The organism is Oceanospirillum sediminis (assembly GCF_014164585.1).
GTDB lineage: Bacteria > Pseudomonadota > Gammaproteobacteria > Pseudomonadales > Halomonadaceae > Oceanospirillum > Oceanospirillum sediminis.
Genome location: NZ_JACJFM010000005.1, coordinates 69,389 through 94,767, shown reverse-complemented (window position 1 = coordinate 94,767; position 25,379 = coordinate 69,389). Strand labels below are relative to the sequence as shown.

General features: G+C 46.8%; 20 protein-coding genes. 11 read left to right on the top strand and 9 right to left on the bottom strand.

Translation table 11 applies throughout. The features are described 5' to 3' along the window. The first annotated feature begins 46 nt into the window (after positions 1-46). Together H4O21_RS05785 and H4O21_RS05780 are read left to right on the top strand one after the other, a co-directional pair. On the top strand, positions 47-1,042 hold the full coding sequence (locus H4O21_RS05785) for a substrate-binding domain-containing protein (RefSeq protein WP_182807895.1): 996 nt from the start codon (positions 47-49) through the stop codon (positions 1,040-1,042). An 18-nt stretch (positions 1,043-1,060) separates the two neighbouring features. Further along, positions 1,061-4,183, top strand: a complete 3,123-nt coding sequence (locus H4O21_RS05780) for an EAL domain-containing protein (protein WP_182807894.1) — start codon at positions 1,061-1,063, stop codon at positions 4,181-4,183. A gap of 71 nt (positions 4,184-4,254) precedes the next feature. On the opposite strand, the gene H4O21_RS05775 is transcribed toward H4O21_RS05780, so the two are convergent. The 6 genes from H4O21_RS05775 to H4O21_RS05750 all read right to left on the bottom strand — a co-directional run bounded on the left by H4O21_RS05775 (position 4,255) and on the right by H4O21_RS05750 (position 10,949). Next, on the bottom strand, positions 4,255-5,058 hold the full coding sequence (locus H4O21_RS05775; RefSeq protein WP_182807893.1) for an ATP-binding cassette domain-containing protein: 804 nt from the start codon (positions 5,056-5,058) through the stop codon (positions 4,255-4,257). Continuing rightward, positions 5,051-5,899: an ATP-binding cassette domain-containing protein gene (locus H4O21_RS05770; RefSeq protein ID WP_182807892.1), complete on the bottom strand. Its 849-nt coding sequence runs from the start codon at positions 5,897-5,899 to the stop codon at positions 5,051-5,053. Before H4O21_RS05770 ends, H4O21_RS05775 begins: the two co-directional genes overlap by 8 nt. A 15-nt stretch (positions 5,900-5,914) precedes the next feature. Further along, on the bottom strand, positions 5,915-6,778 hold the full coding sequence (gene nikC, locus H4O21_RS05765; protein WP_182807891.1) for a nickel ABC transporter permease subunit NikC: 864 nt from the start codon (positions 6,776-6,778) through the stop codon (positions 5,915-5,917). Next, positions 6,775-7,719 (bottom strand): nickel ABC transporter permease subunit NikB, encoded by a 945-nt coding sequence (nikB, locus tag H4O21_RS05760; protein WP_182807890.1) that lies wholly within the window; start codon positions 7,717-7,719, stop codon positions 6,775-6,777. The genes nikC and nikB overlap by 4 nt, the downstream gene beginning before the upstream one ends. Before the next feature lie 127 nt (positions 7,720-7,846). Beyond that, complete coding sequence (gene nikA, locus H4O21_RS05755) at positions 7,847-9,400, bottom strand: nickel ABC transporter substrate-binding protein (protein WP_182807889.1); 1,554 nt, start codon at positions 9,398-9,400, stop codon at positions 7,847-7,849. Between the two features lie 121 nt (positions 9,401-9,521). Beyond that, positions 9,522-10,949, bottom strand: coding sequence for an aminotransferase-like domain-containing protein (locus tag H4O21_RS05750; RefSeq protein ID WP_182807888.1), 1,428 nt, complete (start codon positions 10,947-10,949; stop codon positions 9,522-9,524). Positions 10,950-11,106: 157 nt separating this feature from the next. Here H4O21_RS05750 and H4O21_RS05745 point away from each other — a divergent pair, with 157 nt between their 5' ends. Together H4O21_RS05745 and H4O21_RS05740 are read left to right on the top strand one after the other, a co-directional pair. Next, entirely contained in the window at positions 11,107-12,015 is a 909-nt protein-coding gene (locus H4O21_RS05745; protein ID WP_182807887.1) for an EamA family transporter, read from the top strand. Between the two features lie 68 nt (positions 12,016-12,083). Beyond that, positions 12,084-12,875, top strand: coding sequence for a PhzF family phenazine biosynthesis protein (locus H4O21_RS05740; RefSeq protein ID WP_182807886.1), 792 nt, complete (start codon positions 12,084-12,086; stop codon positions 12,873-12,875). 72 nt (positions 12,876-12,947) lie between these two features. On the opposite strand, the gene H4O21_RS05735 is transcribed toward H4O21_RS05740, so the two are convergent. Next, on the bottom strand, positions 12,948-13,781 hold the full coding sequence (locus H4O21_RS05735; protein ID WP_182807885.1) for a 23S rRNA (adenine(2030)-N(6))-methyltransferase RlmJ: 834 nt from the start codon (positions 13,779-13,781) through the stop codon (positions 12,948-12,950). Positions 13,782-14,225: 444 nt separating this feature from the next. On the opposite strand from H4O21_RS05735, the gene H4O21_RS05730 reads away from it, so the two are divergent. Both H4O21_RS05730 and cobO read left to right on the top strand, forming a co-directional pair. Further along, a complete protein-coding gene (locus H4O21_RS05730; protein WP_182807884.1) occupies positions 14,226-16,097 on the top strand; it encodes a TonB-dependent receptor domain-containing protein in 1,872 nt (623 codons plus the stop codon). A gap of 117 nt (positions 16,098-16,214) precedes the next feature. Continuing rightward, complete coding sequence (cobO, locus tag H4O21_RS05725; RefSeq protein ID WP_182807883.1) at positions 16,215-16,814, top strand: cob(I)yrinic acid a,c-diamide adenosyltransferase; 600 nt, start codon at positions 16,215-16,217, stop codon at positions 16,812-16,814. Between the two features lie 138 nt (positions 16,815-16,952). Here the strand turns inward: cobO and pdxR are convergent, their stop codons facing one another. Beyond that, positions 16,953-18,425 (bottom strand): MocR-like pyridoxine biosynthesis transcription factor PdxR, encoded by a 1,473-nt coding sequence (pdxR, locus tag H4O21_RS05720; protein WP_182807882.1) that lies wholly within the window; start codon positions 18,423-18,425, stop codon positions 16,953-16,955. Positions 18,426-18,546: 121 nt separating this feature from the next. Between pdxR and H4O21_RS05715 the strand changes: the two genes are divergently transcribed. The 3 genes from H4O21_RS05715 (at position 18,547) to H4O21_RS05705 (ending at position 21,702) form a co-directional block, all read left to right on the top strand. Next, positions 18,547-18,978, top strand: coding sequence for a LexA family protein (locus tag H4O21_RS05715; RefSeq protein WP_182807881.1), 432 nt, complete (start codon positions 18,547-18,549; stop codon positions 18,976-18,978). Beyond that, positions 18,959-20,266: a Y-family DNA polymerase gene (locus H4O21_RS05710; protein WP_182807880.1), complete on the top strand. Its 1,308-nt coding sequence runs from the start codon at positions 18,959-18,961 to the stop codon at positions 20,264-20,266. Before H4O21_RS05715 ends, H4O21_RS05710 begins: the two co-directional genes overlap by 20 nt. 152 nt (positions 20,267-20,418) lie before the next feature. Beyond that, entirely contained in the window at positions 20,419-21,702 is a 1,284-nt protein-coding gene (locus H4O21_RS05705; protein WP_182807879.1) for a diguanylate cyclase, read from the top strand. Between the two features lie 126 nt (positions 21,703-21,828). Here the strand turns inward: H4O21_RS05705 and H4O21_RS05700 are convergent, their stop codons facing one another. Beyond that, a complete protein-coding gene (locus H4O21_RS05700) occupies positions 21,829-23,016 on the bottom strand; it encodes a GGDEF domain-containing protein (RefSeq protein ID WP_182807878.1) in 1,188 nt (395 codons plus the stop codon). A gap of 296 nt (positions 23,017-23,312) precedes the next feature. Here H4O21_RS05700 and H4O21_RS05695 point away from each other — a divergent pair, with 296 nt between their 5' ends. Both H4O21_RS05695 and H4O21_RS05690 read left to right on the top strand, forming a co-directional pair. Continuing rightward, positions 23,313-24,308, top strand: a complete 996-nt coding sequence (locus H4O21_RS05695) for a response regulator (protein WP_182807877.1) — start codon at positions 23,313-23,315, stop codon at positions 24,306-24,308. Next, a complete protein-coding gene (locus tag H4O21_RS05690) occupies positions 24,305-25,270 on the top strand; it encodes a sensor domain-containing diguanylate cyclase (protein WP_255487156.1) in 966 nt (321 codons plus the stop codon). The genes H4O21_RS05695 and H4O21_RS05690 overlap by 4 nt, the downstream gene beginning before the upstream one ends. Positions 25,271-25,379 lie beyond the last annotated feature (109 nt).

The following is a 25,379-nucleotide window of genomic DNA, read 5'->3' as shown; positions in this document are numbered from 1 at the left end:
CCGTGTCAGTGATTATCTGAGACAATTTCCGGAACAGGAAAGCGTGATGAATTCTTTTTCTGAACAGGTACGCTCTCCTTCACAAGCGGTGTCACAAAAATACCAGCAAGCGCCCCCTGTGAAGCTGGCCGTCGTATACCCGGCTATTCAGAGTTCTGACTACTGGCTGAGAAGCACAGCGGCTTTTGAAGCCCGCCTGAAAGAACTCAGGCTTCCCTATGAGCTGAAAACATACTATTCAAGACCTTCTGTAGATCTCAGCTTGCAGGCAGAACAACTTGGTGATGCTATCCGATGGAAGCCGGATTACCTGATCTTCACTATGGATGCCCTCAGACACAGAAGCATGATTGAACGTTTGCTTGTCCGAGGAAAGCCGAAACTCATTCTGCAGAATATTACAACACCATTTAAGCAATGGCGTCAGAAAAAGCCATTTCTGTATGTTGGGTTCGACCACGAGACCGGAACCCGGATCATGGCAGACCGTATGCATGAGATTCTGTCTCAAAAAAAGGAAACCGATAAAAAAACCAGATATCTGATGCTCTACTTCTCCAGAGGATATGTCAGTCAGATGCGAGGTGATACCTTTGTCGACCAGATGAATCAGCGTACAGATATTGAACAGGTTGCCAGTTATTTCACCGATGGCAGCAGAAAAAAAGCCTATCAGGCAACTATCGCGACTTTATCCGAACATCAGGACCTGGATCTGATTTTTGCCTGTTCCACAGATATAGCATTAGGTGCTTTAGACGCATTGCGCGAAAAGAATCTGGTTGGAAAAATTATGATCAATGGCTGGGGAGGTGGCAGCTCTGAACTGGCCGCTATTCAGAACCAGGAGCTGGATATGACCGTTATGCGCCTGAATGATGATAATGGCGTAGCAATGGCAGAAGCGATTCGCCTTGATATAGAAGGTAAAGCGACTCAGATTCCCCATATATATTCAGGAGATATCCACCTGATAGAAAAAGGTGTTACCGAAACTGAGCTGAAAGTTTTGCAGAAGCAAGCCTTCAGATACAGCCACTAGAACAGGCCTAACTTACCCATGCATAAACGGAAATTAGCTCAGGTCAGCTTTACGACACTATTATTCTCTGTTGTTACAGTCGCCATATGCTTTGTGGTTGCTCTATTAATGATTCCTGCTTATCAGGGATCACAAAAAGCATTGTCCGAAGAAATCAGAATGCTTCACCAGCATAACCAGAGAGTACTGGGGTATATGCTGGAGCAGCAGCTTAGTAATATCGCCCGCATGAGCTATGAGATCACTCAGAAAAGTGAACTCAGAGCCAGTCTTCTGGCCAATGACTTACTATCGGTTCAGATGTTACTGGACGACAGTGTACAGGGAAGCTCTGGCGAAAAAATTGACCTGCTTATTGTAGAAAGTACAGCGGGCAAGCAAGCTGCCAGCACACCTTTTGCTTTGTTTGGCCTGAATATTGATTACAAGGAACTCACCAGCAGACCAGCTATGCCAGAACAATGGAGTAGTTACTCGACTGCCGATGGCCTGAGCTTGCTCAAATTAAAATTACCTGTGGTACATCCAGGCTCAGGCAGAGTGCTTGGGTATCTCTATACCTGTGTTCTGGTCAATGACAATTTCTGGATACTGAATGAGATCCAGACAATCAGCGGTACAGATGCTGTAGCAATTATACATAACGGCCTGCCTCTGGCCCGGTTAACTGATCACGCGCAGCAGGATATATCTGTACTTAAAGCTGATATGCAACAGCAACCTTTCCTGAAGGTAGATGGTGGTGTTTTGTTTGAATACCAGATTCCTATCGCAGATCATGATTACAGTATACGTACACTGCAACCTGATACCAGCCTGCAGATGCTGAAACAGGCATACATCGGTCGGCTGGGCACAACTGCACTGACTGTACTGGTTGTATCTCTGCTTATTTTTTATATTCTTCGCTCTCTGCTGAGAAGCTCATTACATAGAATTGTGCAATACGCTGAGCAGACAGCCTCTATGGAGCAGGAGCAAACTTACCCTGGTAATGATTTCAAAGAATTCTCCCGGGTTGGGCAGGCGATTTCTGAAATGGCGCGTTTGATCAAGGAAAGAGAACATCGGCTTAATGCAGTTATTCAGAATGCGACTGGCCTGATCGCGATTAAAGGCACAGACCTGAAGTATCAGACCGTCAATACCCGCATTGTCGAAATGACCGGGCGAAATGATATGATCGGTTTATCTGATAAAGAAGTATTTTCTGAATCCTTTGCCAACTTCCTGCAATCAACCGACAGACTGGTACTGGAATCAGGCCAACCCTGTCAGTATGAAATGGATCTGGCCGGTAAAGATGGTATCCATACCTACCTGACCAGTAAATTTCCACTAAAAAATGAAGATGGTGTTGTTTACGCCTTAGGCAGTATTGCAACCGATATCACCGAACAACGCAAAGATCAGCAACGTCTGGAGTTAACCAGCCAGGTATTTCAGAACACTGCCGAAGGCATTGTTATCTTTGACGAACAGATGAACTGTCTGTTGTGCAATAAAGCCTTTACTGAACTGACCGGATATGAGCAGAATAATGCAGGCACGATAGGCCATCAGTTGCTTAAGCAAGGGGAAATTAAACGCGCTATTCTGGCCCGGAACAACTGGCAGGGAGAAATGCTGCAACGTCGTAAAGATAATAGTGCTTTCCCGGCCTGGCTTTCAGTTTCTGCTGTACAGAGTACCCCACCAACCCATACCCGACGCTACAGTCTGCTAAAATCGGAACAGCAACAGGCCGGTATTCAGTATGTGATTGTTATCAGTGATATCAGTCAGTTAAGAGAAGCTCAGGAACGCCTGGTTCATATTGCCAATTATGATGCCATTACCGGATTACCTAATCGTAGTTTGTTTTTCGACCGATTCGAGCAATCCATATCTCGGGCCGCCAGAAATGGTCAACCATTGGCACTGCTTTACATCGACATTAATCAGTTCAAACAGATCAATGATCAGTATGGCCACCAGGAAGGCGATCAATTACTGAAAGAGTGTGCCAGCAGAATTCGTGACTGTCTTGAACAGGGGGACACCTTGTCACGCATCAATGCGGATGAATATCTGGTATTGATAGAAAACTCAGGGCGCGCCCATAATAATGCCGAGCAGATTGCCAGCCAGATTGTTAATCAGTTCAGAACCCCGTTCCTTACTCATCTTGATGATGATGTACACATTTCTGCCAGTATTGGTGTTGCACTTTATCCTAGTGATGGAGATGAAACACAGACACTGTTTACACATGCGGATGTGGCTCTTTTCCAGGCTAAAAACAGCTCTTCACACTTCCAGTTCTACGATGGTAGCGTCAATGAACAGGCAGAAAAACGCCTGATACTGGAAAGAGGTCTGAAAAAAGCTATTCAGTCAGATGACCAGCTGACAATGCATTTCCAGCCGAAATACACTGTTGATGGTTGTAAAATGATTGGCACAGAAGCACTGGTTCGCTGGATACACCCTGATGAAGGCTTTATTCCACCAGATCAGTTTATCGGAATAGCAGAAGAAAGTGAGCTGATCATCAGGCTGGGGCGCAAAGTATTGCAGATGTCCTGCAGAGCAGCCAAAAACTGGCTTGATGCGGGTTATACAGTACCGGTTGCGGTCAACCTGTCTCCCAGACAGTTATTGGATCAGCACCTGTTGGCTGATATTGATCAGGCGTTACAAGAATCAGGGTTACCAGTCGAATACCTGGAGCTGGAGATTACAGAAACAGTTGTTATTGAAGATATCGACAGAGTGATCTCTATTCTTAAACAGCTCAGAAATAAAGGTATCCGCATTTCCGTTGATGACTTCGGAACAGGTTACTCCTCATTGATCTACCTGAAGCGCCTGCCTGTTGATACGGTAAAAATTGATCGCTCCTTCCTGGAAGACGTTCCGGGGGATCCGGATGATGAAAGCCTTATCCGGGCGATTATTAATATGTCCCATTCACTGGGCCTGCAGGTGATCTCAGAAGGTGTTGAAACAGAAGCTCAGCAACGATTCTTACAGATCGAAGGCTGTGATGAATTGCAGGGTTATCTGCTCAGCCGTCCTCTGCCTGAAAAAGATCTGCTGGCACTGCTGCAAACCACAGAAGAAGCTCTGCCAGCCGGAAATAATCATTCCCATCTGTAGCCACAGATAAGTATTGTAATGCCTGTTTAACTTTCCGTTAAACAGGCATTACAATTTATCACCACGTCCTTCTACGCTAATGCAGCTTTTCTCCGGGGCCTGACTGGTAAAACCGCTTTCTGCAATGCCTGTCCCATATCACTCTGCCACTGCATATCTCTGCTGACCAGGGTATCTTCTACCAGACGGCCCTGGTCCATTACCAGTGCCCTTTGACAAAACAGATGAACCAGACGCAGGTCGTGGGTTACAAACAGATAGCTGGTCCCCTGCTCTTTCTGAATTTGTTTCAGCAAAGCAATCAATTGTTGTTGAAGCACCAGATCCAGACTGGATAATGATTCATCCAGAGCAATCACATCAGGCTCGCAGGCCAGAGCTCTGGCTATACAGACTCTCTGCAACATGCCGCCGCTCATCTGACCTGCTTTTTTGAATGCATCCTCAGGCAACAATCCTACCTGACTCAATAACTCACGTACCCGCTCAGGCCTTTTGCCTGCTGGCATCTTCATCAGATATTTCAGGGGTTCTTCAATCACGTTTGCAATGGTCAGGCGGGGATTTACTGCACTGACTGAATCCTGAAATACCATTTGTACCGCCCGTCTGAATCGGTGTTCATCCTGCGTACTGAAATCAGACAAAGGCTGGCCTTTAAACAGCACATTGCCGGAATCAAAGGTTTCCAGCCCTAATAGCATTCTACAAAGTGTACTTTTACCGGAACCACTGGCGCCGACTAAAGCGACAGACTCTCCTGCCTGAATCGTCAGCGAGATATCAAAAAGTACCTGCTTAGCAGGCTGACGCACCAGAAGAGATTGTTCCTGGTAACTTTTATTTCCCTGTTCAACACGAAATAATTCAGACACTGCTGCCCTCCTGTTGATACATCTGATCAGGATTCACCTTGATCACGGTTGCCCGGAGGCCAGGCAAGTCGGCACTTGTATCCTCTGTAACAACATCGTTATACATTGCATAATGAGCCGCTAACAGCGTTTTGCCAGCATCACTGGACGGCTGATAAAACAGGTCTTCTGCCTGACATTCTTCAACCAGCTTCCCGGCCGATATAACAGCTACTCTGTCTGCAAGACGTGCAACAACACCCAGATCATGGGTGATCAGTAAAACGCCAAGATTTCGTTTTTGCGATAAAGACTCCAGTCGATTCAGAATATGGCTCTGAACAATCAGATCCAGATCAGTCGTTGGCTCATCCGCAATCAGATAATCAGCCGGGGTCATAAGTGCCAGGGCCAGCATCATTCGCTGAAGCATGCCGCCACTCATCTGAAAAGGATAAAGCCCCAGTACCCGTTCCTGATCATCCAGTCCGGCATCATACAAGGCTTCAGAAATTACCTTCTGATCAACGGACTGTCCTGTCGCTTTCAACGTCTCAATTGCATGTTGCTCCATGGTATAAACCGGGTTAAAAGCACTGGAGGGGTTTTGCATAATGCAGGCGATACGTTTCCCTCTGATCTGCTGGTAATCCACAGGTTGCCCTTCCAGGGTAATATCTCCCTCTGATGTCAGACCTCGTGTTAACAGCCCCAGAACTGCAGCACAAGTTACAGATTTACCAGAACCGCTGGCTCCGAGCAGGGCCAGAGTTTCCCCGCGCTTCACTTCAAAAGACAAATTTTCAACCAGTGCTCTCCCCTCAGGCAAGCGCACAGTAAGATTTTTCACTGACAGACTCATGCTGATCTCCTTGCCTTAATGCCCGAGATTCGGATCGAGTTTATCCCGCAGAGTATCCCCCAGCAGGTTGAATGACATCACGCTCAGAAAAATACACAGTCCTGGCCATACCAGCAGCATAGGGTGAGTCCAGACAAACTGGCGGGCATCATTAATCATAACGCCCCACTCAGGTGTTGGAGACTGGACGCCAAGCCCCAGAAAGCTCAATCCAGAAACATGCAACATCACATGCCCTATATCCAGTGTGGCCAGTACCAGCAGCTGCACCATCACTGAAGGCAGAATATGACGTATAAAACGCTGAACCGGAGGCACACCACTTAACCTGGCTGCTCGCAGATAATCACTGTGCCTGACACTGATCACTAATCCTCGGGTAATACGGGCATACCAGGCCCAGTGCGTCACCGCAATAGCAATAATCACATTGGTCAATCCGGTACCCAGTATCGCGACCATAAAGAGTGCAAACACAACCGTAGGAAATGTCATAAACACATCGCAGACTCTCATAATGGCCTGATCAGTGCGCCCACCGACAAAACCAGCAACGCCTCCCAGAGTAACACCGGCAAGCAGCATCAGTACCAGGGTCACAAATACCGCGCCCAGAGACACAGAAGCCCCGTGAAGTATCCTTGAAAGCATATCCCGTCCTAGGTGATCGGTACCCAGCCAGTGCTTAGAACTCATCGGCATCAGACGAGCAGACAGATTGATTTCTGACGGATCATAAGGTGCCAGCCAGGGGGCGAAAATCGCACAGGAACCCAGAAAGAGCAGAAGAATCAGGCCTATCCAGCCACTGATACTCAGAGTAGCCAGAAACGACTTTCTGACCAGACCCTGGTCACTGTTCATCAGATAAGTGCTCATGCGCTGGCCTCCGATCCCAGACGGACTCTGGGGTCCAGCCAGGCATACAAAATATCGATGATCAGGTTACATACTACAAAAATTACTGTCATCAACAGGGTAAAGCACTGAATAATCGGATAATCGTTATTACTGATGGCTGAAATGGCATAGCGTCCTACTCCTGGCCAGCCAAAAATGCTCTCAACTACCAGAGAGCCACCAATCAGTTCACCAATATGCATACCGGCCGCGGTCACAACAGGAATCAATCCATTCCTCAGTACATGGGCATTTTCAACTCTGCGTTCTGATACACCTCGCATTCTTGCATACAACACATACCTCTGCCCCTGAGCCTCCAGCATACTGGTTCTTAATAAGCGGGCATTGATACACAGAGACATAAAAGCGATCGCAAAAGCAGGCAGGATCATATACTCCAGGTCACCGTAGCCCATCGGAGGCAACCACTGCAGCTGAACGGAGAATAGCAGCACCAGCATAAAACCCAGCCAGAAATTAGGAATTGATACCCCTAAAAAGGCCAGCCCCCTCACCGTAAAGTCAGGCCATTTATCCCGCTGACGTGCCGCCCACATTCCCAGGGGTATCGAGATGCCGAGTGTCAGCAGCAGGGCCAGAGACGCCAGCTGCAGGGTAGCAGGTAAATAATAAAGGATTTCATCCAGTACCGGACGACGGGTCATATAAGAGACGCCAAAATCCAGCTGAACCACATCGGTTAGCCAGACAACGTATTGCTCTGGTAACGGCTTATCCAGCCCCAGATCTTTTTCTGCCTGAGCAATTGCCTGATCGGTAGGAGGAATATTGGCACTACGCAGATAAGACATCGCGGGGTCAGCCCCGCTTAAGCGCAATACGAAAAAGATCACCATAGATACACCCAGTAGCATAGGTACCAGTAGCATCAGGCGACGAACAATAAAAGCCAGCATGGTAGTTTCCGCAGAAGAATAACTCTGTATAACGGCAAGTCTTTGCAAAGATAATTGGCCGTGACAGAAAACAAAAGGCAGATACTCAGTAGTATCTGCCCATGATCAGATCCTGATGACGATATGACTACTCAGGTTTAAAAGACTCGAAAGGAATATCAAAAACAGTCGCACCCATTTTCAGCGGCCCCAGTTCCTTTTTCGCAACGCCGGGTACTCTCAGATAGGTTACCGGCAGATAAACAGCCTGCTCATGCAGAGTAGTCAGGATACTGCTGTATAAAGTCTGTCGCTCAGAGTCGTCCTGACTTTTCAGAACTTGCGTAATCCAATGATCAATATCTGACTTTTGTTTCAGCCCCAGTTGTGCCTCATAGTCAGCATGAGAAGGTGTGCGCATGCCACTGACAAAGGCGTGAGGATCATAAGGTGCGCCCCAGGTATTATTAAAGATAATATCGAACTCGCCGTTCTTCTGGCGTTTATAGAAACGACTCCGCTCTTCTGCAGCCAGGGCTATATTAATACCCACTTGCTTCAGATTGGCCTGGATCACTTCAGCAATGGCTTTCTGGTTTGCATCATGGCCGTAATAAACCAATTCAACATTCAGAGCCTGACCATTTTTCTGGCGATACTGATCACCTTTCAGTACCTTCCAGCCTGCGCTCTCTAATAATTCAGCGGCTTTTTGCAGGCTATAATCGTAGGCTGGAAGATCCAGATCAGCATAAGGCACATTTCTGGCAAACAGACTGGGAGCCGCTTCTTCCGTGCCATAGAAAATTCCCTGCGCGATAGCCTCGCGGTTAACGGCGTGATTGATCGCCTGACGTACGGCCAGTTCGCGGGTAGGTGACTGATTTGTGTTCATTGCCAGTACACGGGTAGACAATGGCTCAGACAGATCCGTTGAGAAGCGTGGGTCATGTCGAAAACGATTGAAGGTATCCGGAGATATCTGACCTTCAAAGCCATAAATCAGATTAATTGTGCCACTCTCAAAGGCCAGAGCTCTGGCGTTAGGGTCTGGAATAACAGGAACATTAACCTGCTCAAAGGCGGGCTTTTCTCCCCAGTAGTACGGGTTTCTGACAAAGACATCTTTCTGCCCAAGTACAGACTCCTGTCTCATCCAGGGGCCGGTGCCAACAGGTTGTTTGATACCATTGCCGGTATGCCCCTCATCTGGCATAGCAGATGGAGCCATAAAACGTACCGGGCGGACCAGCGTCAGTTCCTGCAGCGTTGGATAATACGCATTCTTCATATGCAGGCGAACCACAAACTGATCCACTACTTCAATACGATCCAGTTGCTTAATCAGCCCGAGCCAGCTGTGCTTTTTAATATTAGCCAGCACCTGATCAAAGTTGGCTTTAACTGCAGCCGCATCAAACTGCTCACCATTGGAGAAACGCACATCCTCACGCAGGAAAAAAGTATATTGTTTGCCATCAGCTGAGATCTGCCATTTTTCAGCCAGCCATGGTGTCACTTTTCCTCCTCTGGCGTACCTTACCAGAGGCTCGTAGACCATCGCCTGAGCATACATCTGATTAGGGTTTGTCTGATGGGGGTTCAAAGGACCGGCATTAACCGACCAGGAAAAATTGATACTGTTTGCTGACCAGGCAGGAAAAGAGATCATAGCGGCAAACGCCAGGGAGAGGAGTCTCATGAATAATCCATAAATTTGATATATTACAACATAACCTATGGAGCTGATTCTCACTTAGAATAACGCCCTGGTCAACCATCAGATAGAACATTATGCCTTTTGCTAAGGTAAAAATTGTCAATTAGCCTGTTTTCTGTGGCATATTTTCATTTCCCTGAGAATATCTGGTGGCCAGCTCCGCTATCTGAACCAGAATAGCGTCAGTAAATTCATTCAATGGCCAGCCCACATTAATTCTGAGGCAATCCTGATACAGTGGCAGTGTTGAAAAAGCCGGGCCTGCTCTCAGGTCGGTTCCTTGCTCACAGGCTGCTTTCCACAATGCTCCACTGTCTAAACCCGGAATTTGCAACCAGAGTACCATTCCGCCCTCAGGTTGACTGATTGCAGTACCGTCCGGCATCAGTTCTGCCAGTCGATTTTTGTAATCCCGTATATTGCGCTGCAGGTAATTCCGGATTTTATTCAGATGGGAGTGATACTGCCCGGTGTTAATAAAATCAGCAATGCCAGCCTGAGCTGGTGTAGCCACACCAAAATGGGTAATGCCATGCAACCTCAGATATTCAGGCAAGAATCGCCCCGGAAGACACCAGCCCAAACGGAAACCAGCAGCCAGTGTTTTTGAGATTGATCCACACCAGAGCACATAACCTCCTTTGTCCCAGTACTTCGCAGGAAGAGGCATCGTTTTACCATGTCCCAGCTCCATATAGATATCATCTTCAATAACCGGTACCTGATAATGATTTGCCAGCTCCGCCAGTGTCTGTTTTTGCTGCGGAGACATGCTGATTCCCTGAGGGTTCATGTGGGAGGTGCTGAATAATCCGGCTTTGACTGTACCTTGTTGCAGGTGATACTCAAATTGTTCAAGATCGATACCTTCTGCAGTACAGGGGATTTCTACAACCTTTCTGGACAAACCTGACAAAAGCTCCAACAGTCCGCTGAAACATGGAGAACTGATCGCAATGCCATCTCCCGGACAGGATATCGCTTCTAATCCGATTCTCACTGCATCAATACAGCCCCCGGTAATCACCAGCTCTTTGTCGGTAAAAGGAAAACCATAATGCTCAAAATGGCTGGATAATGCCTGGCGTAAAGATATATCGCCCTGTCGGTCCGGATAACGGTGAATGCTCTGATTCAGTCTCTTCATTCCTCGTTTCAGGCTGCGTTGTAAAGCCTCTGTTGGCATCAGCTCCGGATCCAGCTGAGAAATACCTAAAGGCCCTGGTTCGTACACACCTGGCAGGTAGGATACTGACGATTCCTGCAGAGAAATTTCTTTCAGCTGACTGCGAAATTGCGGTGGTTCAGGTGCCCGTTGCTCCGATAGAGGACAGGATACATAAAACCCGGACTGGGGCTTAGCGACAATCCAGCCCAGCTCTTCCAGCAGATGATAGGCATTCAGAGTGGTGGTCATGCTGACCCCCATCAAACCAGACATTTTTCGCAGCGAAGGCATACGACTGCCATGACAGAGCTTTCCGGTACGAATATCCCCGATAATTTGTTCAACAATCACTTTATAGCGCATAACCCTGTTCTCAGCTACGGTCCATCAACAGCATTAAGATTAGGTCAGCAAGATTGAACTGTATACTTTTTATTTTCAAAAATTGAATCTGTTTACTTTTTTTGAAAACCCAGATACTGAAGCCTCATCTGCAAAACGATATCTGAGGAGATAAAACATGCGTTTAAATGATCTGCTTCTGGCAATAGCAGTAATGTGTCTCTGGGGCTTCAATTTTTCTGTGATCAAGCTGGGAGCTGATCAGATCAATCCGATTCTACTGACCGCATTACGTTTTGCCATGGCCGTATTTCCGGCCATCTTTTTTATTGCCAGGCCACAGGTAAAACTACGTTACCTGGTCGCTTACGGTATTACCTTTGGTGTCGGCGTCTGGGGCATGATGACCTGGTCCATTACACTGGGTATTTCTGCGGGTATGGCCGGGCTTCTGATGCAAATGAGCCTGGTATTCAGTCTGCTGCTGGGCTGGCTGGTACTGAAAGAGAAAATATCTTATCGAAAAACAGCTGGCGCTATTCTGGCTGTAGCAGGGCTTAGTGTCAGCCTGACACTGCAGGACGGATCTGTTCCTTTAATGGGACTGATACTGGTGATGGCAGGTGCAATCAGCTGGAGTCTGATCAGCCTGATTGTAAAACTGGCAGGTACAGACCAGATCTTTTCATTCAGTGTATGGGGAATGCTATTTGCTCCGATTCCTCTGGTCGTACTGGCTTACATCAGCCACGGCAGTGAAGTATTTATTCAACTGCCAGAACAATTGAATGGAACGGTATGGTTTTCAATTCTTTTTCAGGCCTGGCCTACAACATTGCTTGGTTACTGGCTATGGAATCGCCTGATTGTAAAATATCCGTTATCGACAGTGGCTCCTTTGACCACTCTGGTACCTGTTTTTGGTCTGATTGGAAGCGTAATATTTTATGGCGAGACCATCAGTCAGACTAAATGGCTGGCTTGCATACTGATTCTTTCAGGCCTTCTGGTCAGTCAATGGCAGAATCAATGGTTAAGTTTCAGACCAACAACTCGTGGGACTGATAAAGCGGTTAACGAACCATAAACTTCAGAGCAGAAATATCTCCAGAAAAGTAGTGTTACGTCGCATGAATCAATATCAGAGTACAAAATATGAAGTTAAGAATAAATATTGTTGATGCTTTTACAGAAGAAAGATTCAAAGGAAATTCAGCCGCTGTAATAATCTCTGAAAAGTGGCTGCCTGAAGCGTTGATGCAATCGATTGCGATAGAGAATAATCTGTCAGAAACAGCTTATCTGGTTAAAGCAGATGATGATAGCTACGCTATTCGATGGTTTTCTCCGATTACAGAAATTGACTTTTGTGGTCATGCAACACTTGCATCAGCCTCAGTTATTTTCAGCGACAACCCGGAAATCACAGAAATAATATTTTCAGCTAAAGCCGTTGGAAAAATGATCATCACAAAAAAGGATGATGGTTATATTCAGATGAATTTCCCAAACAGAAAGCCACATGTCCCTGAAAATATCCCGGTAGAGCTACTGAACGGGCTATCAATCAAGCCTTCAGAAGTATTGTTGAATGAACAGGCATATTTTGCAGTCTACGAGCATGAAAGTGATGTTCGCAATGTCACTCAAAGCAAGGAAGACCTGCAACAACTCGCGCCATATGATGTTGTTGTTACGGCTCCGGGAAAGGAATACGATTTTGTATCAAGGTATTTCTGGCCTGCAAACGGTGGGGATGAAGACCCGGTTACAGGGTCAATCCATACAGGTCTTGCTCCGTACTGGGCAGAGCAGCTTGGTAAAAAACAACTTCTTGCATATCAGGCTTCAAAGCGCGGTGGTGTCCTGTCTTGTCGTGTAACTGAAGACAGGGTTTATATTTCAGGTAAGGCTGTGCATTACCTCGAAGGTTTCATTAACATCTGAACCTTCGGTTATATAACGAGCCTGAACCAGATGATATTCTCTGACCATAGGTCAGAGAATATCAAAATATTTTTATTCCCCAGCCAGCCATTGGACGCTGGCTTCGGCACTACCACCCAGCATCGCCTGTGCTAATTCAGGCAGAATATTTTCCAGAGTTTCGTCCAGTTGATACGGAGGATTGATAATCAGCATACCACTGCCAATCATGCCAAAGCTTTCACCGGCTTCAGCCGGACGCTGAATTTCAGCAACCAGAATACGACGAATCCCACTGTTTTCCAGCTCATCAAGCAGATAACGGCTTTTGTCCGACACCAGAATCGGATACCAGATGGCATAAATACCTGTGGCCCACTTTTTATACGCTTTTTTTACTGCGTTAGCGGTCTTGCTGTAGTCCGTTTTAATCTCATAAGATGGGTCAATCAGTACCAGCCCCCGGCGAGGATCTGGCGGTAAAATACCGGGTAAACCTTCAAAACCATCTCTGTGATGCACCATAGTGTTGTGCCAATAACGGGTTTCCCTCTTAACAGTAGCCACTTCGTTATTGTGCAACTCCATCAGCACCAGCTTGTCACTTTCCCGCTGAAACGCCTGAGCAATCGCCGGAGAGCCAGGATAATAATTCAGCCCGCCATCTGGATTATAATCCATCACGGCTCTGCGGTAGGCGTCGGGTAATGCCGGATGGTCCAGCACTTTGGCAATACCATCTGACGCTTCTCCGGTTTTAAGTGCTTCTTCGCTGCTCAGATCGTAGTACACACCACCGGCATGGGTATCAATATAGATATAAGGTTTATTTTTTTTCTGCAGAGCCTGAAAAATCAGTACCTGAGTCAGGTGTTTAATCACATCCGCGTGATTCCCCGCATGAAATGCATGACGGTAACTGAGCATAATGTATCCCGGTAGATGAAAAGAAATGCATTATACATACCTGAACAAAAGTATTGCGATATTCTCAAGCAGCGGGCTGGATAATATCGCAACCCGTTATATAAAATGTTTGTTCAGACACTGATTATTATTTACTGCCTATAACCCCAGAATGAATCAGATTCACCCAGTGTTGAACATCACTCCCTTGACTGGCTGATTTTTCCGGATAATATGCCTGCAGATTTATGGCTGGGGAAACAGATGAAATACCTGTGCTGCCCCCGCAACGGTTAATATCAGAGCTCAATTTAACGCATCTGACAAAGCCCGATTACCAGCCATCAATTGATCTATTTCTGGTGTTGCGGAGGGCAACACCCGTGTAACCTTCAGCATCTTCCATACCTGCTCTGTGTTGCGCCCTGCCCTCTCTCACGCCAAATCAGCGTTGAGGATGAAAACTTGAAACAACAAAAACCTCTGGCATATGCCATTACTCTTGCTCTGACAGCGACGGCGATACAAACAGCTCAGGCTACCCCTTCCGGAAACACAGAAGAAAGACTGACCATCGAAATTACTTCTGGTCGTTTTGCTCGCAGCCTGGAACAGGTTATCGCCCCTGTGACCGTCATCACTCGACAACAACTGGATCAACAACAACCCAACAGCCTGGCAGAAGCAATCGAAAGCACCAGTGGACTTCAGGTCGTCAATAGCGGTGGTTATGGACAGAATAGTAGCCTGTATCTTCGGGGGCTTGATCAGAAACGTATGCTGGTACTGATTGATGGTGTTCAGACAGGCAGTGCCACTCTGGGAACAACCAGCCTGGAACATTTTCCGGTCCAGCAGATTGAGCGGATCGAAATCGTTCGAGGAGCACGCTCCAGCCTGTACGGCTCTAATGCAATTGCCGGAGTGATTCAGATTTTCACTCGCCGCAACCATCAGAAAAATAGCTACGGTAGCATAGAAGCTGGTGCAGGCAGTAACCAGTCCCGGCAACTGGCTGTCAGTGGTGGATGGTCATCAGAACAGACCCGCATCCGCAGTTCTGCCAGCTATTTTGCTACTGATGGCTTTGATGTCTGGGATAAAGATGGTGAAGACGGTGAGGATAAAGATGGCTACGAAAACCGGTCGTTTAAACTGGATGCAGAACATGATCTGACAAACACCATGTTATCAGCCGGTGTCCACTACACAGAAGGTTCTAACGATTATGACCAGTGCTCAAAACCAGATTGGTCAAAAAGTAACGATTGCGAAGCCCTGTTTGATAACACAACGCTCTATGTAGCCGCTGAATCTGAGCTTAGTGATAGCCTGAATATCAGCACCCGATTGAGCCATTATGAAGATAACAGTCAGCAAGAAATTGAAGACAACAAAGGGGATAAGTTTGTTACCCGCACTGACCAGTTCAGTGTTCAGGCCGATCAGCGCCTGAACAACCAGCATACTCTGATGGGCGGGCTGGATTACCGCCAGGACAAAATATCTGGTAGTGGTGTTGCCGACTATCAGGATGATAAACGGGATAACAAAGCCCTGTTTGGACTATGGCAGTGGCAGCAAGGGCGCTTTAGCTCAGGATTATCAGCGCGCCTGGATGATAACCAGGCCTTTGGCAGCCATGATACCTATAATCTGGAAGGCCGCTTTGCTCTGACTCCTGAACTGATTCTGACAGCCAGCCACGGCACCGCATTTACAGCGCCTACATTTAACGATCTCTACGCTCCGGATACCGGCTATACCGCAGGTAATCCTGACCTTAAACCGGAAACGGCGGAAACAACCAGCCTGGGTATCAGGTATCAGATCACCCCGGCTCTGCATACATCATTTAATATCTACACTACGAATGTAGACGATATGATTAACTGGGCACCGGATGCTAATGATAAATGGACGCCGACGAATATTGACAGCGCCCGGATCAAGGGAGCAGAAATAGCAACACTGTACCAATGGTCAGACACCCGGCTTGAAGCTAACATTGAATGGCTGGATGCAGAAAATGCAGATACAAACCAGCAGCTTATCTATCGGGCTGAGCATAAGGCCAGTCTACGTCTCAGTCATCAGATAGGTGCTCTGACACTGGGAAGTAGTGTACTTTACATCGGAGATCGTTATGCAGATAGCGCCAACACAGATAAGTTGTCTGGCTATACTCTGGTTAATACCGATGCCAGATATCAGGTTAATCGTCAGCTACAGCTTGCACTGACCATTAAAAACCTGATGGATGAAAATTATATCAGTAAGAAAAATTACGCCACAGAAGGGCGCAGCATATCAGGTTCAGTACGTTACCGTTTCTGATGGAATCAACGCATTCACCCTCTGGTGTATATAGCATAAACATTCATTGCTATCCTTCACTGCAACTCAGGATAGCAATTCTCCCTGTGATTCAGGGTTCTGAAATAAGGAGATCCAATGACTGATCGTGATACCCGCCATAAAAAGGCGATGCAGAAGCGAAAAGAAGTTGTCGATGCTAAAGTTGCTGAAGCTCAGGAAGAGAGAGGCATTACGATTGTTATTACAGGCAATGGCAAAGGAAAAACCACCTCGGCCTGGGGAACGGTCGCGCGTAGCCTGGGTTATGGCTACAAAGTCGCAGTCACTCAGTTTATCAAAGGCACCTGGGATTGCGGTGAAAGAGATGTTTTCGCTCAGGATCAGAATCTGACAGTGCATGTCATGGGTACAGGGTTTACCTGGGAAACTCAGGACAGAGAACTGGATACTCGTGCTTGTCGGGAAGCCTGGGATAAAACACTGCCCCATCTGAAAGATCCGGATATTCATCTGGTTGTGCTGGATGAAATTACTTACATGATGAAATACGGATATCTGAGCGTCGATGAAGTGCTGGAGGCTCTGCGCAACCGTCCGGTTAATCAGTCTGTTATTCTGACTGGCCGGGGAGCCAACAAAGATATTCAGGCTTATGCTGATACAGTATCTGAAGTCAAAGATACCAAACATGCGTTTAATGATGGCATTAAAGCCCGTAAAGGTATCGACTGGTAAATAACTCGAAATATCAGTACCTGCCAGCCTTTCTGAAACGAGAAATATGCTGACTCATCTCTGCCAGAACAATAACAAAGTATTTATTCTGGCAGAGATATCTGCTTTATACGTTTATCTTTATGCTTAATGTACATCTCAACCGCTCGTCTTAGCTGTCAGCTTCAGGTAATGTGCTTCCACTCTGTCTATCCCTTGTTGCATTTCATCGGCATTATTCAGTGCAAAACCGATCACCAATCCCTTCAGTGAAGTATTGCCAGAGGCATAGTGACTTAAAGCCCTGATACCGATACCCTCAGCCATTAAATCATGCACCAGAGCTTTATCATCTACGGAGTCTGGTAATGCCAGCACCAGGTGCATCCCCCCCCCTGCGTCCGTGACCGGCAGATGGCTCAACGCTGAGTCTGCCAGTAATTTTTCCAGAATACTGCGACGCTCCTGATAGAGCTGACGCATTTTACGGATATGACGGCTGTAATCTCCCTGAGACATAAAATGCCCCATGGCGGCCTGAGCGACGGCAGACAGCCCTCCATCCATTAGACGCCGTGCTTTAAGGAATGCGGGCACCAGAGCTTCAGGTAAAACCATATAACCCAGCCTCAGAGCGGGAAACATGGTTCTGCTGAAAGTACCGGTATAAATTACTCTCTTGCCTTGATCCAGTGCAAATAATGCACTGACCGGATGGCCCTCAGCAAACTCACTGTCATAGTCATCTTCAACGATCCAGCGATTATTCTGAGCGGCCCAGTGCAGAATTCTCAGTCGGGCTTCAAGAGGCAAAGTATGCCCTAAAGGGAAGTTACGCGACGGCGTAATAAACAATGCACGGGCATCACTGCCAGTCAGGCAGGCATTCAAGGCTTGTGCATCCTGTAACACCTGCCAGTTAATATGCTTAACACAGGCCCCGGCTGCTGCCAACACCGCTTCAGTTCCGGGATAACCCGGTGTCTCCAGCAGTACACGATCTCCTGGATTACACAGCATAGATGCCAGCATAAAGCTTGCCTGTTGAGAGCCGGAGGTGATTAGAATCTGCTCTGCAGACACCTGTATACCTCGGAAGGTACTAAGGTGCCCTGCGATCTGTTCCCGTAATAGTCTGAGTCCGGCAGGTGGTTGTCCGAACATCGCATCGACATCTGCCGCGGCAGACAAACATCTGCGCCAGCGTTTTCTAGGGAAATGATCCATAGGCTGTACCGCTGGCTGCAGAAGCATACACCCGGATGCATACAAGGATGAAGATGCCATATAGCGCTGTGCCAGCTCTGACAATTCCGGTGGTAATGCCTCATCCCGGCTACTATCGACTGGTGGGTGTATCAGTTTCTCAGGCAAGCTGGTAATAAAACTACCGGCGCCCTGATGAGATTCAACATAGCCCTCTGCAATCAACTGATCATAGGCCATCCTGACAGTATTACGAGAAACCTTCAGCTGAGCCGCCAGCTCTCTGCTGGAGGGCAAACGTTCCCCTCCCTTTAAAAGCCCTTTCAGAATGCCTTGCTGTAAACAGCGATATAGCAGCTGATACAGTATTTCTCCTTCACGTTGCTGACTGAACTCATTAAACAGATCTATAGGCAGTTTATCCATTACCCGACTCTGAAATTAAAAAGTACACAGTATACTTCATGAGACATATCAGCTGGCAATTCTGACTCAATACTGTATATTTAGCCATGTTTATTTATTCAGTTATATGGGAAGCCGGGCCATGTATAGCGAAAGTATCCAGGATATTTATCAACCTCATCACAAGAACGCTTTATCATCAGAAAATCAGCATCCGGTTTCTTCAGGCTTTCCATCTCCGGCAGATAATTATACCGAGCAAACTCTGGATCTGAATCAACAGCTGATCAGGCACCCATCATCCAGTTTCCTGATGCGGGTTCAGGGGGATTCTATGGACAATGCAGGTATACATGATGGCGATCTGCTGGTTGTTGACAGAGCCATACAACCCGAGCCGGGGAAGGTGGTCATTGCAGCAATCAATGGTGATCTGACGGTGAAACGCCTGACTTTATACCAGGGACAGTTCTGGCTGACACCGGAGAACCCCCGCTATCGACCTGTACCCTTGAATGAGTTTAACGACAGCTTTGTCTGGGGTGTTGTCGTTCATGTCATTCATTCCTTGTGACACTTCGATGATTGCTCTGGTCGATTGCAATGATTTCTATGCCAGCTGCGAGAGAGTATTCGATCCTCGTCTTATTGGTCGCCCTGTCGGCGTACTATCCAATAATGACGGCTGTATCATTGCCCGCTCTGCAGAGCTTAAAGCGATGAATATTGAAATGGGGACACCTTTGTTTCAGATTCAGGCATTGGAACGTAAGGGCTGTATTGCACTGCGCTCTTCCAACTATGCTTTATATGGCGACCTTTCTGCCAGAGTGATGCAGATACTGGACGAGTTCAGTCCGGGAGTTGAACGTTATTCTATTGATGAAGCTTTCCTGGATCTGGCAGGAATGCAAAGCCCTGAAGAAATTTGTCGCCAGATCGTCCATAAAGTTCCGGTATATACTGGTATCCCTGTATCCGTTGGTGCAGCCCCAAGTAAAACACTGGCAAAAGTGGCCAGTCATCTGGCTAAAAAGCAGGCTGGCAGAAAAGGGATCTGTGTCTTTCACAGCGCCAATGACCCGGAACTGATTAACTGGCTTAATACCCTGGCAATAGAACATATATGGGGTATAGGCAAACGCCTGGGACGTAAGTTGCGTCAGCATGGCATAGAAACAGCCCTGCAACTCCGAGAAGCAGACCATAACTGGCTGAAACGACATTTCAGTGTTCCGGTAAAACGCACTGCGATGGAACTGAATGGCACGAATTGTCTGACTCTTGATGATACTCCGGATCCTCGACAGAACATCATGTGCTCCCGCTCTTTTCAGAAAGCCACTAACAGTCTGACAGATCTGAAAGAAGCTATTCGTTTTCACGCTCAGACAGCTTGTCAGAAATTACGTAAACAGAATGGTCTGGCTCAGGCGATTCTGGTCTCTGTCCGTACTAATAGTCACCGCTTCGAACCTCAGCACAAAGAAGCCAGAGCCTGGGCATTGCCGGTGGCCAGTGATGATTCAGCGCTGATCATCCGCTATGCTCAGGAACAGCTGGAGCAGATATGGCAACCAGGCTTTCGCTATCGGAAAGCTGGCGTCATGTTACTGGATATTATTCCCTGGCGTCCGATGCAGCTTGGCTTGTTTGAGCATCAGCAGAAGGAGAAAAAAGACCAGGAACATAAACGTCGTAACCTGATGCATACTCTGGACAAGCTGAATGATCGGATTGGCCGAGATGCCATAGGCTTTGGCCTGAGCAGGGAGCAAGCCGACTGGAAAATGAAAATGGCATATCGTTCCCCACGTTACACAACCTGCTGGAATGAAATACCTGTAGTAAAAGCAAATTAAACCGCCAGATTTTTTCTTTGCCATCAATCTGATAACAAAATGCAGAATAATGCCCTGAAACAAAGATTCACGGAATAAAGCTGCTAAAATGTTACATTACGTAATAAATAATTATCAGAATATATCTGAGTTCCGATCAGCAAAGGTTTCTCATGCGCTTAACTCCACACTCCAGTCGGCATTCTACCTATAATACTCTGTTGTTTACCTTTATCGGCATTATCTCTCTGGGATTAGTTTGTACCCTGTTTTTTTCTCAGTCTTTCAAACAAAAAACAGTACAGGAACTGGCAGAAGAACAAGCCCGGCAGCAAGCTGAGATTATTTTCCGGACTATATGGCATGGTATGTTGCGGGGCTGGACCCGTGAACAAATGGATGGTTTCATCCACTCTCTGGAAATGAACACGGATAATAGTAAAGTTCAGCTAGTCAGGACAGCTGTTGTAGATGAACTGTTCGGAGATCATTTACCGTCACAACAGCAACTCATGGCTGACCCTGAATTAAACCGGGTTATGCGGGATAAAGAAACTCGTATTTATAACAAATCGGGATATATTCGTTATCTGTATCCCATTCTTGCAGAAGAGAATTGCATCTCATGCCACATCAATTCCGCACCAGGTAAAGTTCACGGTATTCTGGATATTCGCTTCCCTGACCATCAAATGCAACAGTCTCTCAATTACACGCTGAATTTTTACATCTTTGCGATTGTGTTATTGATGCTGGTGCTGTTCCTTGCTCTGTTTATCATCATACGCAACAGAGTCGTCCACCCAATGCGTGATTTATCCAGCAGGATTCGTCGCAGTATTAAAGATGACCTGAGCGTTGAAAGAATTGACCCTGAGCGCTACCACCTGAAAGAACCCTATACTCTGGCTAACAGCTTTAATCATCTGGCCAGTGAACTGGAAGAATATCATCGCCAACTTCGGGAAAGTTCCTGGCTTGATTCTCTGACCGGACTTTATAACCGTCGTTACTTCTCAGAGCAGATGCCTAATCTGCTCAAAAAAGCCCGTCAGAATGAACAACCCTGTGCCCTGATGCTGATCGACCTGGATAAATTCAAACCTATTAACGATGAATTAGGGCATGACGCAGGCGATCTGGCGTTAGTGCATTTTTCCAGGGTGCTACAGCAACAGGTTAAAGGCTGCGATCTGGTAATCCGGTTAGGTGGCGATGAGTTTGTCATTATTTTGACCAACACCAGTATGTCCGGCGTTCTGGCCGTAAAGAAAAATATTGAGCAGGCTCTGGCTTCAGAAGCGGCAGACTTAGGTAAGGGGCGACGCTTTCTATCTGCCAGCATAGGCTATGCACTTTATCCGGAAGATGCGACAACAGCGGAGAGCCTGTTACAGCAGGCAGACGAAGCGATGTATAATCAGAAGCGGCTGAAAAAGATGCAAAGGGCGGTATAACGTCTGGCAGAAAAAAATGGGGAATTTTCCCCCGAAAGCAAAGCACCTTACAACCAGTCCCCCAAAAACCAGGCGCCCCATCAAGTGGTTATGCCTGGTTCTGACGTATATTCTGGAACGACAATGCTATAATTTGTTGTACGTATTCATCTCAGGCTGATTCTGCTCTGGTACTCTTTGCAGACGATCTCTGCCTTGTTCTTTCGCCTGGTACAGAGCGATATCAACAGCATGCAAAGACGATCGGATATCGGAAACTAACTCCCCCAGGCCTGCACTGGCGGTATAATTTACAACACCGCCATCATAGCGAACAGCCTGGTTCCGACAATTGTCCAGAATACGCTCCAGTACCTTTTCAGCTTCATGTACAGGTGTTTCTGGCAGAACAATAATAAATTCTTCACCGCCAAAACGACCAATCAGATCTGTACTCCGAAGCTCTTCTTTTAATAATCCGGAAAAATGGATCAGCACCTGATCACCAGCCTGATGCCCATGAGTGTCGTTGACATTTTTAAAATGATCGAGATCCAGCAAAGCGATAGACAGAGGCCTTGCATAGCGCTCTGAGCGATTCAGCTCTGTTTCCGCCTGATGCATAAAAGAACGCCGGTTTAATAAACCGGTCAGTGAATCCGTGGTCGCTTTTTCAAAGAGTTTCAATTGCATATGCAGCTGCGATAACTGAGCCCACACAGCGATGCCCATAATCACACCTAATAACCAAAGAGTATTCAGCGATTGCAGAGTCAGAAAGCGGCCGTGGATCATTTCATCGACGGATAAAGCAAAGATCGTCAGAAAGGCCAGTAAAGCCCCCTCTTTCAAGGTCAGAGGGAACACACAGTGAATCGCAATAATCAGAAATGGCAGAAAAGTATAAGAGGCCAGAGACTCATCTTTCAGATAATCACCCAGAATCATCTGCGTCGCCAGATGAAATATAGAAGGGATAACCATCAGTATAATCAGCCGCTGCCGAGCCCGACGAAGAGAGTGTGTAAATGATGTCCGGAACCATAACGCCAGTAAAGAAACCGACAGACATATTCTCGCCAGCATCATACTTAAAAAAGTACCATCAGGCAGGATCAGAAAATCAACCGGAATCCACAACGGCGTCAAAACAGAAAACAATAACGCAAGCAAACGAATCCGGGTATTAATATACTCTGCTCTGATCAGACTGAAATCAGAGGGGTGCTCTTTCGTCCCCAGCAGCTCAAACCCTTTCATGCGTTTAAACAGGTCTGCACTCTTCTGTCCAGCAGGTAGTGACAATATCTTTGCCAGTATGGTGTCTTTTCTCATTCTTTTATTATCGGCCAGAACTGTTTGAAATTTATTAAAAAATACTTTGAAGCATGGCAAATCAATCAAAACAGAGCTATTAATAAATAAATGGTTTTGTGACACACGTCATATCAGTATTTTTTATGCAGATTAGCATCAATGCGTTAGAATTAAGGAATATTCTGTACCAGGCGATTGTGGTCTGTCTTTCCATGCAGAAAATATGTATCATTTTGTAAAATAACAAATGTATGGAATACAGTGCAATTCTGCCATATGTACTGACCCACTTTTACGAAAGGACCTGTGTAGCAATGACTACCCCCATCGTCATTTGTGATGACTCCAGCTTTGCAAGAAAGCAGATGGCCCGATCGCTGCCCGGCGGTTGGGATGTAGATATCAGCTTTGCAGAAAATGGCCAGGAAGCTGTTGCAGCAATCAAAGCCGGAAAAGCCGATATTCTGTTCCTTGACCTGAACATGCCCGTTATGGATGGATATGAAGTTCTGGAAGCGATCCGCAAAGAAGACCTTCCGACTATGGTTCTGGTCGTATCCGGAGATATTCAGCCTGAAGCCCATAAACGAGTCACTTCACTGGGTGCACTGGATTTTATCAAAAAACCTGTCACTACAGAAAAAATTACTGAAATCCTGACCCAGTTTGGCATCATCAGTAGCGCCCAGCCTCAGTCGGAAGCTGAACTGGCTCGCTTCGATGATCAGAGTGTTGCACTGGCTGATCTGGTACAGGAGATTGTTAACGTATCTATGGGCCAGGCAGGCAGCCAGCTGGCAAGTCTGTTGAATGCCTTTATTCACCTGCCAGTCCCTAAAGTTCACCTGTGCGAATATGAGTCTCTGAATGGCACCCTGGCTTCACGTGATATTCATGACCTGACCGGAGTCAGCCAGGGTTTTAACGGTTCAGGTATTGCCGGTGAAGCCATACTCCTGGTCGGGGATAAAAGTATTCCGGATATGGCTACACTGATGAACCATCAGGATGATGGCAGCATTAACAAAGATCTTGAAGTACTGATGGATCTGTCAGGTATTCTGATCGGAGCCTGCCTGAACGGTATTGCTGAGCAGCTGGATATTGAATTCAGCTATAGTCATCCAGTCGTTCTGGGACGCAAACAACCTCTGGCACCACTACTTGGCTCTCATTCTCACGGTCAGAAGGTACTTGCGGTGGAAATTGACTACAGTATTCCTGAGCATAATGTTGAGTGCGATCTTATTATGGTTCTGACAGAAGACTCTTTACCAGCACTGACGGAACGGGCGGGGTATCTGAAATGACACTGCAAGCATATGACAATGACATGACTGGCCTGCATTGGATGATGCAGATGCTGCAGACTGTTGACGTAGGTCTGGTTGTTCTGGACAGAAATCACAAGATACAACTGTGGAATAGTTTTATGGAAAACCACAGCGGCATCCGCACGTCACAGGCTCGGGAGAAAAATCTGTTCACCCAGTTCCCGGATCTGCCCGAAGCATGGCTGAAACAAAAAATAGAATCCGTTTTCAGTCTGGATAGCCGGGCTTATTCTACCTGGGAACAAAGACCTTATCTGTTTAAATTCAAGAGCTACCGGCCACTGACCGGTAAATCTGAGTTCATGTACCAGAACATCACGATTATTCCTCTGACGGGCATAGATAAGAGTGTATCTCATGCGTGTATACTGGTTTACGATGTGACGGATATTGCGACCAGTAAACTTGAACTGGAACAAGCCAATCAGGAGCTGGCTCGCCTCAGCCGTACAGACCGTCTGACAGGTTTGAATAATCGCGGTCATTGGGAAGAAAGTCTGACCCAGGAATTCCGCCGCTGCAAACGTACCGGAGAAAAATCGTCTCTGATTATGTTTGATATTGATCACTTTAAAAAAGTTAATGACACTTATGGTCATCAGGCTGGCGATGAAGTGATTCGTGTCGTCGCTCATAGCCTGTTACAGATGCAGCGTGAAACGGACATTTCCGGTCGCTATGGGGGCGAAGAGTTCGGGATTATTCTTCCGGACACCGGCTCTGAAGAAGCCTTTGTGATGGCAGAAAGACTCCGCCAGCATATAGAAGCCAGCCCTGTTACGTATGAGGATCAGATGATTGCGTTTACTATCAGTCTGGGTATCCGGGAGTTCGATAGTAGCCTGAATGACCACACTCAATGGCTGGAGCACTCCGATCAGGCACTATACCAGTCAAAACGAGGCGGTCGAAACCAAACAACAATATTTGGTAAATAAACCGACCTTCCTGCGAATCCCTTAATCAATATGAAGGAGGAGTCTGAGACTTCTCCTTTTCATTGTACCTTCCGTCGCGTTCGCCATAATCAACCGAACAAAATTCCAT

Coding starts and splice junctions, on each gene's coding strand:
- H4O21_RS05785 (WP_182807895.1), top strand. CDS start 47: ATGAATTCTTTTTCTGAACAGGTACGCTCTCCTTCACAAGCGGTGTCA.
- H4O21_RS05780 (WP_182807894.1), top strand. CDS start 1,061: ATGCATAAACGGAAATTAGCTCAGGTCAGCTTTACGACACTATTATTC.
- H4O21_RS05770 (WP_182807892.1), bottom strand. CDS start 5,899: ATGAGTCTGTCAGTGAAAAATCTTACTGTGCGCTTGCCTGAGGGGAGA.
- nikC (WP_182807891.1), bottom strand. CDS start 6,778: ATGAGCACTTATCTGATGAACAGTGACCAGGGTCTGGTCAGAAAGTCG.
- nikB (WP_182807890.1), bottom strand. CDS start 7,719: ATGCTGGCTTTTATTGTTCGTCGCCTGATGCTACTGGTACCTATGCTA.
- nikA (WP_182807889.1), bottom strand. CDS start 9,400: ATGAGACTCCTCTCCCTGGCGTTTGCCGCTATGATCTCTTTTCCTGCC.
- H4O21_RS05750 (WP_182807888.1), bottom strand. CDS start 10,949: ATGCGCTATAAAGTGATTGTTGAACAAATTATCGGGGATATTCGTACC.
- H4O21_RS05745 (WP_182807887.1), top strand. CDS start 11,107: ATGCGTTTAAATGATCTGCTTCTGGCAATAGCAGTAATGTGTCTCTGG.
- H4O21_RS05740 (WP_182807886.1), top strand. CDS start 12,084: ATGAAGTTAAGAATAAATATTGTTGATGCTTTTACAGAAGAAAGATTC.
- H4O21_RS05735 (WP_182807885.1), bottom strand. CDS start 13,781: ATGCTCAGTTACCGTCATGCATTTCATGCGGGGAATCACGCGGATGTG.
- cobO (WP_182807883.1), top strand. CDS start 16,215: ATGACTGATCGTGATACCCGCCATAAAAAGGCGATGCAGAAGCGAAAA.
- pdxR (WP_182807882.1), bottom strand. CDS start 18,425: ATGGATAAACTGCCTATAGATCTGTTTAATGAGTTCAGTCAGCAACGT.
- H4O21_RS05715 (WP_182807881.1), top strand. CDS start 18,547: ATGTATAGCGAAAGTATCCAGGATATTTATCAACCTCATCACAAGAAC.
- H4O21_RS05710 (WP_182807880.1), top strand. CDS start 18,959: ATGTCATTCATTCCTTGTGACACTTCGATGATTGCTCTGGTCGATTGC.
- H4O21_RS05705 (WP_182807879.1), top strand. CDS start 20,419: ATGCGCTTAACTCCACACTCCAGTCGGCATTCTACCTATAATACTCTG.
- H4O21_RS05700 (WP_182807878.1), bottom strand. CDS start 23,016: ATGAGAAAAGACACCATACTGGCAAAGATATTGTCACTACCTGCTGGA.
- H4O21_RS05695 (WP_182807877.1), top strand. CDS start 23,313: ATGACTACCCCCATCGTCATTTGTGATGACTCCAGCTTTGCAAGAAAG.
- H4O21_RS05690 (WP_255487156.1), top strand. CDS start 24,305: ATGACACTGCAAGCATATGACAATGACATGACTGGCCTGCATTGGATG.